Source organism: Pseudomaricurvus sp., assembly GCF_965662505.1.
Classification (GTDB): Bacteria; Pseudomonadota; Gammaproteobacteria; order Pseudomonadales; family Cellvibrionaceae; genus Pseudomaricurvus.
Map to the genome: position 1 here is coordinate 1 of NZ_CBFIHX010000135.1, position 8,436 is coordinate 8,436.

The 8,436-nt window shown below is 48.3% G+C and carries 5 protein-coding genes; 4 read left to right on the forward strand and 1 reads right to left on the reverse strand.

What is annotated here, in order from left to right:
* Positions 1–531: 531 nt before the first annotated feature.
* From oxyR to ACTG33_RS14710, 4 genes are all read left to right on the forward strand, one after another.
* Complete coding sequence (gene oxyR, locus ACTG33_RS14695; RefSeq protein WP_439135976.1) at positions 532–1,440, forward strand: DNA-binding transcriptional regulator OxyR; 909 nt, start codon at positions 532–534, stop codon at positions 1,438–1,440.
* 121 nt (positions 1,441–1,561) lie between these two features.
* On the forward strand, positions 1,562–1,789 hold the full coding sequence (locus tag ACTG33_RS14700; RefSeq protein ID WP_439135977.1) for a DUF2061 domain-containing protein: 228 nt from the start codon (positions 1,562–1,564) through the stop codon (positions 1,787–1,789).
* A gap of 459 nt (positions 1,790–2,248) precedes the next feature.
* Positions 2,249–3,433: a pectate lyase gene (locus ACTG33_RS14705; protein WP_439135978.1), complete on the forward strand. Its 1,185-nt coding sequence runs from the start codon at positions 2,249–2,251 to the stop codon at positions 3,431–3,433.
* A 504-nt stretch (positions 3,434–3,937) separates the two neighbouring features.
* Entirely contained in the window at positions 3,938–7,090 is a 3,153-nt protein-coding gene (locus ACTG33_RS14710; RefSeq protein ID WP_439135979.1) for a hypothetical protein, read from the forward strand.
* Positions 7,091–7,228: 138 nt separating this feature from the next.
* On the opposite strand, the gene ACTG33_RS14715 is transcribed toward ACTG33_RS14710, so the two are convergent.
* Positions 7,229–8,176: a DegV family protein gene (locus ACTG33_RS14715; RefSeq protein ID WP_439135980.1), complete on the reverse strand. Its 948-nt coding sequence runs from the start codon at positions 8,174–8,176 to the stop codon at positions 7,229–7,231.
* Between the last annotated feature and the right edge of the window lie 260 nt (positions 8,177–8,436).

Genomic DNA, 8,436 nt, shown 5'->3' on the forward strand with positions numbered 1-8,436 from the left:
GTCTGAATTCACTCGCTTCTCGCCATGAACATCAACAGTATCCAGTAACTCAATGCTCCCCATACAGCTGTACTCCCTCTCTGATCTGAGTGCTAATGATCCACCGCCTGCAAATACCACAGGCAATAGCCATCCCTGTCTGGGCTAACCACTCACATTATTAATGATTATCACTTCTATATGATAATGAGTATCATACACAGATAGAATGACAAAAATTGAACACAGATCTCACTTATGTGGATTTGGCACAAATTACATTTAGATGACGCTAAAACGTTCTAAACAACCTGCCCCCAAGCGAGCTAGGCGCTCCAGACAGATGAGAGACAGGGCTATGCTCTTCGCTGAACCCTGTTTTTCGCTGCACACTTAATTACACTTTTCATTGCAGACTTTCCTATTTACCCCCCCTATCTCGATCATAAGAAGATCTAATTAGGGCTTTCGGCTACCAACCGCTACATTAACTGGCCAGCAGGCGCTCCTGCTTCTGGCTCCCACACAAGAATCCATCAGTAACGAGACCCCATGATCAAACTACGAGACCTGGAGTATTTAGTGGCGATTGACGAGCACAAGCACTTCGGCAAAGCCGCCGAGGCCTGTTTTGTCAGTCAGCCAACGCTGAGCGGCCAAATAATGAAGTTGGAAGATCAGCTGTCGCTGCAACTGGTGGAGCGGCATCGGCGCAGTGTGATGTTGACACCCGCCGGTGAAACCCTGATTGGTAAAGCTCGCAAGGTCTTGCAAGCCGCCGAGGAGTTTGAGTCCACCGCCAAATCGCTGCTGGATCCTCTGGCAGGAGACCTCCATGTGGGCATGATCCCCACACTGGCGCCCTATTTGTTGCCGCACATCATGCCCGGCTTGAATCGCGCGCTGCCGAATATCCATTTCTATTTGCACGAAAACAAAACCCAGAATCTGCTGCAGGAGCTCAATGGCGGCAAGCAGGATCTGTTGATCCTCCCCTATCTGGAAGACATGGATAACTTTGAGCGCTACGACCTTTTTGATGAAGAACTGATGCTGGCGGTTCCCACGGGACACCCTTTTGCCGGGCGAGAGAACGTCACTCTGGAAGACCTGAAAGGAGAGCAGATTTTAACTCTGGAAGACGGCCACTGCCTGCGAGATCAGGCATTGGGTTATTGTTTCAGCGCCGGCGCCCACGAAGACAACCGCTTTCAGGCCACCAGTCTGGAGACTCTGCGCTATATGGTCGCCAGTGGTTTGGGCATTACCCTGCTCCCCAAATTGGCCACGCTGAATCAACAGCCAGACAACAACCTGCATTACCTTCCCTTTTCCGAGCCTGTGCCGACTCGGAAAATCAGTCTGGTGATCCGCCCCAACTATTCCCGCATGGAAGCCGTACGCGCTGTCGTCAGTGATTTGCGTGCCTCCCTGTCAAAACTTGCGGGGGCTGTTGACTGAGAGCGGCTGAATGAGCTGTGGCCGCCCGACCTATTAAAGTCATAGGAAGTTCCGATTATCCCAATATGTAAATAAGAAATATTATTATTTGCAAGCTGAAATTAAACACAGGAACACGATCATGACCAAGTCAATCACCTTTACCATTATGCACTTCGCGATCGCCTTGACCGTGGCCTACCTGTTAACCGGTAGCCTGGTCATCGGTGGCACCATCGCTCTGGTCGAACCTCTGGTAAACAGCGTGGGCTACTTCTTCCACGAAAAGGTCTGGGATTCCATTAAGACCCGGAGGAATCAAGAGCTTCAAACTGAAGTGCAGGACACCCCCGCCGCAGTTTTTGCCTGATCCTGAACCCAAGCCGACCGCAAATGTCACCTCCTTCCTCCCACACCAAGCGTGCCCGACATCGGGTGCGCTTTGTTCTCCAGTGTTCAAAATGTGATCTGCAGCTCGAACACCGAACGGTTTATTGTCAGTTCATAAAAGCTGAGCATCTTGTTCTGTTTTCCTTCCCATAAATCGTTAACTGTTAGCCCGCATCTTATTTGTGCTTTGTTTGCATTTTAGTTGTGTCTTGAACGCCACACCCGAGGCCACCGACAACATTGAGCACAAAGCGGATGAACTATGTAGGTCTTAACAACATGTAGGTCTTAACAACATGTAGGTCTTAACAACATGTAGGTCTTAACTACATGTAAGTCTTAACAACATGTAAGCCTCAACAACGTGTACGTCTTAACAATATGTACGCCTTAACAACATGTCCTCCTTAAACGATAACAACATAGAAGGGATCATCGCATGAAACATTTTCTGACAGGATTCACCGTCTCCGCCGCGCTATTGGCTCAGACGTCCGTATGGGCGCTAACACCGCCACCCCCTCCAACAGAGCCTAACCCCGAACCGACCCCCACAGAACAATTGGCTGAAGGTCGTTATACCTTTACAAACGTGAACAGCAACAGAGCCATCACGGTTTCACAAGCCAGCCAGAGTGATGGAGCTCAAATTATTCAGCAAAGCTACAACGGCGGCAGTCATCAACAATGGGACATCAAACTGCTGAACAGTGGTTACTATTCTGTTCGTGCAGCCCACAGCGGAAAGTCCATGGATGTTTACGAGTGGAATACAGGAGATGGCGCAGACCTGCGACAGTGGAGTTATCTGGAAGGTGACAATCAGCAGTGGGAAATTAAACCCCTGGATAATGGCAACTATTATTTTGTCTCCAAGTTCAGTGGAAAATCCATTGCCGTCGAGAACAACAGCACACAAAACGGGGGAAATGTCATTCTCTGGTCTTACCAAGGCAACAGCTCACAACAGTGGAAAGCGGAATTGATTGGTAGCACACCACCTCCGTCCAACACACCCGGCTCCAGCTGTCAGTCCACTGGTTCCGTAACGGTCTCCAGTACCATTGTCGTCTCCAGTGGCGTTTACGATGGCGGCTGTAAAACCTTCAACCCCACCAGTGCATTGGGTGATGGCGGTCAGGCCGAAGGACAAAAACCGGTGTTTCGAGTAGAGAATGGTGCCACACTGAAAAACGTCATCATCGGCAACAACGGGGCTGACGGCATTCACTTTTACAATGGCGGAACCATCGATAACATTCGCTGGACTGACGTTGGAGAAGATGCCCTAACCGTAAAGTCGGCAGGCAACGTCACCATCCGTAATATTGAAGGCTACAACGGCTACGACAAGTTTATGCAGATCAATGCGGCATCCAACATTACCGTCGAAAACTGTGTGGTCGACAACATGGGTAAATTTCTGCGCCAAAACGGTGGCACCGGATTTACCGTAAACGTCACGGTCAACAACTGCCAGATTTCCAATATGAAGGAAGCGGTTTTCCGCACTGACAGTAATACATCCACCGCTCACATCAGCAACAGTCGCCTGAGAAATTACGGGCAGCTGTGTTACGGCGCCTGGAGAAGTTGCACGTCATCCAACATTTCTAATTTTTAATCGTTAGCGTTTAAAAACTGGACTGAAAACTCATCACTGAAATCCACCAGAAGATCTGCACCTTAAGATTTTGCAGACCTTCTGGTGGAAATCACAACGACAATGGCGCCTATTTTTTCACTTACAGTTTTATCTGCTGCGCCAGAAACACTTAAAAAACGATTTGACCGACATTCACCCTTCATGACATAGAGAACTGATTAACACTTTTTGACCACCCCTCTACCCTGGCAACACGACACACCCAAAACCTACAAATGTGTATCATCATGCCATAGATGAATACCCTTATAGATCATTACCATCCATTCCAAATACTCACACCTGAGCACTGAATAATAACAATAAGTTTCAGGGCTTTAGTGCTGGTATTTTTACGTCCGGAGTAGGAAATATCTGTACTCCTGACGCCTTGCTCAATTTACGCACCTCCCTGCGAGCATCAAGTCCTAAGGCGTTGGATCAATGTCTGCATCCAAACCAACAGCCGTAACAAGGAAAATCATGAAGTTTTTGGCAACAGCGAGATTCCATAAAAGCACATCCGCGTCCAAAGCAGCACTGGGCATTTACCAGAAGCTTTTTTTAAAAAAATCCATTCAGTCTTTGGTCATGACTTTAGGGGCGCTACTGTCAACTGTCGCTCTATCGGCAACCGTACTGGAAGAAGATTTTGACAACGGCTTCGGAAACTTCAGTGCCAACGGCATAGTACTTCCCCTCGGCGGCAGCGTTCTCTTACTCGGCGGTTTCAACAGCAGCATTACGTCATCAGCAATCAACACACAAGGTTTCGACAAGCTTACTCTCAGTTACAGCCACGGCACTTCCGGTCTGGGTAACAGCGAAAATTCTACCATGGCCATATCTGTCAATGACGGCGACTTTACACCACTAGAAGCGACAAGCAGTTCCGACAATCAGCGGGTAAAATATTCCCTGCCCGCAGTCGCCAACAATGCCTCCATTCGTCTACGTTTCAGTCCGGCAGCCAACGGCTTTTTGGAAAGTATAGAAATAGACAACATTCTGCTGGAAGGCAATAACGGCGCGCCCCCTCCCGTTAACAATGAACTTCCTGAGATCGGAGACTTCGTCACATTTGAATCCGGTCATGTTCGTCCAATGGCGTTATCCAGTGACAGCAATCGCTTGTATGTCGTCAACACGCCGGACAACCGGGTTGAAATTTTTGATGTCAGCAGTAATACCCCGCAATCCCTTGGTTCAATATTAGTGGGGCTCGAACCTGTGGCTCTGGCTCTGCGTAACGATAACGAGCTCTGGGTCGTCAATCATCTGTCCGACAGCGTCAGCGTCATTGACCTGGCAGCTCAGCCGGCTCGCATCATCAAAACCTTGCTGGTGGGTGACGAACCCCGCGATATTGTCTTTGCTGGAGGCAACAACCCCAACAGCAATCAGTTTGCCTTTATCTCCGCTGCTCATCGCGGACAAAACGTCCCCTTTGATCCCCAACTGCAAACCGAAGGGATTGGCCGCGCCGATGTATGGGTTTTTGACAGCAACAATACCGGCGATACGCTCACCGGCACACCGCATACCATTTTGAATATGTTTGGTGACACTTTGCGCGGTCTGGCTCGTAACGCCAGTGGTTCACGCGTGTACGCGGCCGTGCTTCATTCCGGCAACCGCACAACCGTACTCACGGATGACATTGGTGATGGAGGTATTACCAAGGCACCCCCGCAAGCTAACAACGAGGGGTTTGAACAGCCACAAACCGGCTTGATCGTGCAGTTCGATGGTAATCGCTGGGTAGATGCCGGGGATCCAACCCGGGGAGTACCACCGCAGGATTGGAGTGAGCGAGTTAAACTGAACCTGCCTGATTACGATGTTTTTACCATTGATACCAGCTCATCAACACCGCGTGTTATTGATCAGACGTCCGGCGTTGGCACCACCCTGTTTAATCTCGCGGTCAATCCCAGCAATGATACGGTTTATGTATCCAATCAGGAGGCGCTGAACCTGAATCGTTTTGAGGGATCCGGCACGCAATCGACAACCGTACGGGGACACTTCCTTGAAAACCGCATCACAGTTATTGACGGTAAAGACGTTAAACCTCGCCACCTCAACAAGCACATCGACTACAACCTCGAAGGCACACAGTCTGAACGCGAACGTGCGCTCGCGACACCATTGCAAATGGCCATCTCCAGCAACGGTGAGGACCTTTACCTTGCCGCCATGGGCTCCGACAAGCTGGCTCGCTTCAGCACCGAAAGCCTGGAATCGGACTCTTTTATTCCAGAAACCGACAATCAGCTAGTTTTAAGCGGTGGCGGCCCGACAGGCGTGGTGCTGGATGAGCTTCAAAACCGTGCTTTTGTCACCACACGTTATGACAACGGTGTTTCCATAATCAGTACCGGTAGCACCATGAGCGAGCTATCTCACGTCACAATGTTTAACCCGGAACCCGATGTCGTCGTTAACGGTCGCCGTTTTTTGTACGACGCCAACTACACTTCCGGCCACGGCGATTCTTCCTGCGCGGGCTGCCACACGTTTGCCGATATGGATCACCTCGCCTGGGATCTGGGCAACCCGGATGAAGACCTTGCCATCAACCCTGCATCCTATAACGAAAACATTCCAAGCTCCGGTCGCAATCCTGATCTTCACCCAATGAAAGGCCCAATGACGACACAGAGCTTCCGGGGAATGAAAGGCAATGGCCCCATGCACTGGCGTGGCGACAGAACAGGAGTCGACGCTGATCCCGATGAAACATTGGAAGAACAGGCATTCGAGGACTTTAATATTGCATTTACCCAGCTCTTGGGACGCTCTTCTGAACTCAGCGAATTTGAAATGGATGCTTTTGCCAAGTTTGCTCTGGAACTCAGCTATCCACCCAATCCAATTGCCAACTTGGATAACGGTCTTACCGCGCGTCAAAGAGAAGCACTCAACATTTATAACAATGTTGTATCCGACACGATTACAACCTGTAACGGATGTCATCGCCTCGATGTCACTCAGAATCAGTTTGGTACCGATGGCTCAATGGCAATTGAAGGCCCCAGCGTAGAAGAAGACATGAAGATTCCTCATCTGCGCAACATGTACCAAAAGATCGGAATGTTTGCACGCAACTCTCAAACCAACACACCACATTTGGGCGATCAGATTCGAGGCTTCGGCTTCGACAACTCCGGATCACATGGCAGCGTGTTTAGCTTTCTCGGGGAAGCAGTTTTTACCCTGAACGATACCGATGCTCGCCGGATTGAAGAGCTTACGCTGGCATTCCCCTCTGAAATGACACCCATTGTCGGACAACAGGTCACTGTGACGGCGCAAAACAAACATCGGGATGATATTCAAAGCCGCGTTCAACTTCTGATCAATCGAGCTCTGATAGTAACACCCCGCCCTGAATGCGATTTGATCGCCTCCGCTATTGTCGAAAACCAAAGGGCGGGTTATGTCATGAATAGCCGTGAATTGTTTATATCAGAAAAGTCTCAACAAGCTGCCGTCGATCTCAATGATCTTCTGGATCTTGTAAATCTCGAAGGTAACCCGGTCACATTTACCTGTGTTCCACCCGGAAACGGCACTCGCATTGGGATCGATCGTGATGGCGATGGCACGCTCAACAGTGATGACAGCGCTTAACGACTACAAATAAAAAAGTCGTACTCGCAATATCCTTTGCGGGCACGACTCTCTACTAGACTTCTCCTTTAGGGCACTTTACCCGGCTTCGGCCGGGTTTTTTTATGCCTGACACTTCAAAGACACATTACCTAATGATCAGCTGCTTGTAATAACAAAGTCGGGATCGTTACTGGCGATCGACATAGAGAAGTTCTTGGGCCCAAGATTAATCAGGGACGGTAACCTGGCCACGGAAATAAAGACTTTAACATCATACTGAGAGGCAACTTTTTTTAGTTCCTGCAACAACTTGAACTTATCCAAATCCTCTAAAGGGCCACCGTAAGAAATATTAATAAACGGCGACTTAAGGCCTTTCCTAATCGCATCAATGCCATGCTGAAGCATAATATTAATCGCATTTTCATGACCTCGAGCCTGAGCACTCAAGCCCATCTCGCCCCGGATACCAAAGATAACCGGAGAAATTTTTAACAACTTACCAATTAAACCGTTGACAAAACCCACTGTATTATCGCCACGCTGGATAGCACGCTGACGTAAAAACTGGACATTAGGTGGTGCCGAATAAGCTTGCACATAGTTGGTAAACTCCCTCATCTGAGCAATAAATTCACGCTTGGTTTTAGCCTGACGAGCAAGACGAATGGACTCCAGAGCAAACAGCCCCTGGCCGCTGTAAGATGTTCCAGTATCAATGATACTCAAAGAGAAAGCACGACGGCCGGGCTCTCTATAATCTCTAAACTGTGGACCAAAACTGCTTTTAACTTGCTGCCATAACTCACACTGATTGCTGTACTTAGAGGACACCGTTTGTACAACCGCATAATCGTAGTGCGGTAAAATCTCTTTTTTCAAAAACTCGATAATTTGTTCTTTCGTTGCCGCTTCAGACGTCCCGTATTGTTTCTCCGTAATTTCTCCTCGCTCGAGCATTACTAAAATGTCGTTCGCTTTAAGAGAGTCTTTAAAATTAGCATCTCCCATAATCATATTAACAGGCAACAATTTTACCGATTTTGAGTTTTCAACCGTCGCAGGAAGCTCACAAGCTGAATCAGTAATAATAACGGTAGACAAGATGCTTTCTCCATTGAAGATGATTATCTTAATTATTGAGGTGAAGACCAGAAAAGATGCAACACCAAATAATTATTTTACTGGCAATTCAGACGCCGACGACATAAATAATCACAGCAAATGGATCAAAAAGTACAACTTATCATACGCAAATGGACAGTGAACTTTACAGAAAATAAAAATCGGCTACTCACGTAAAAATCATAGGAATAGATACCACAAAAACAAAACCTCCAGTAAATCGACAAAACATAAAAACA

Coding starts and splice junctions, on each gene's coding strand:
- oxyR (WP_439135976.1), top strand. CDS start 532: ATGATCAAACTACGAGACCTGGAGTATTTAGTGGCGATTGACGAGCAC.
- ACTG33_RS14700 (WP_439135977.1), top strand. CDS start 1,562: ATGACCAAGTCAATCACCTTTACCATTATGCACTTCGCGATCGCCTTG.
- ACTG33_RS14705 (WP_439135978.1), top strand. CDS start 2,249: ATGAAACATTTTCTGACAGGATTCACCGTCTCCGCCGCGCTATTGGCT.
- ACTG33_RS14710 (WP_439135979.1), top strand. CDS start 3,938: ATGAAGTTTTTGGCAACAGCGAGATTCCATAAAAGCACATCCGCGTCC.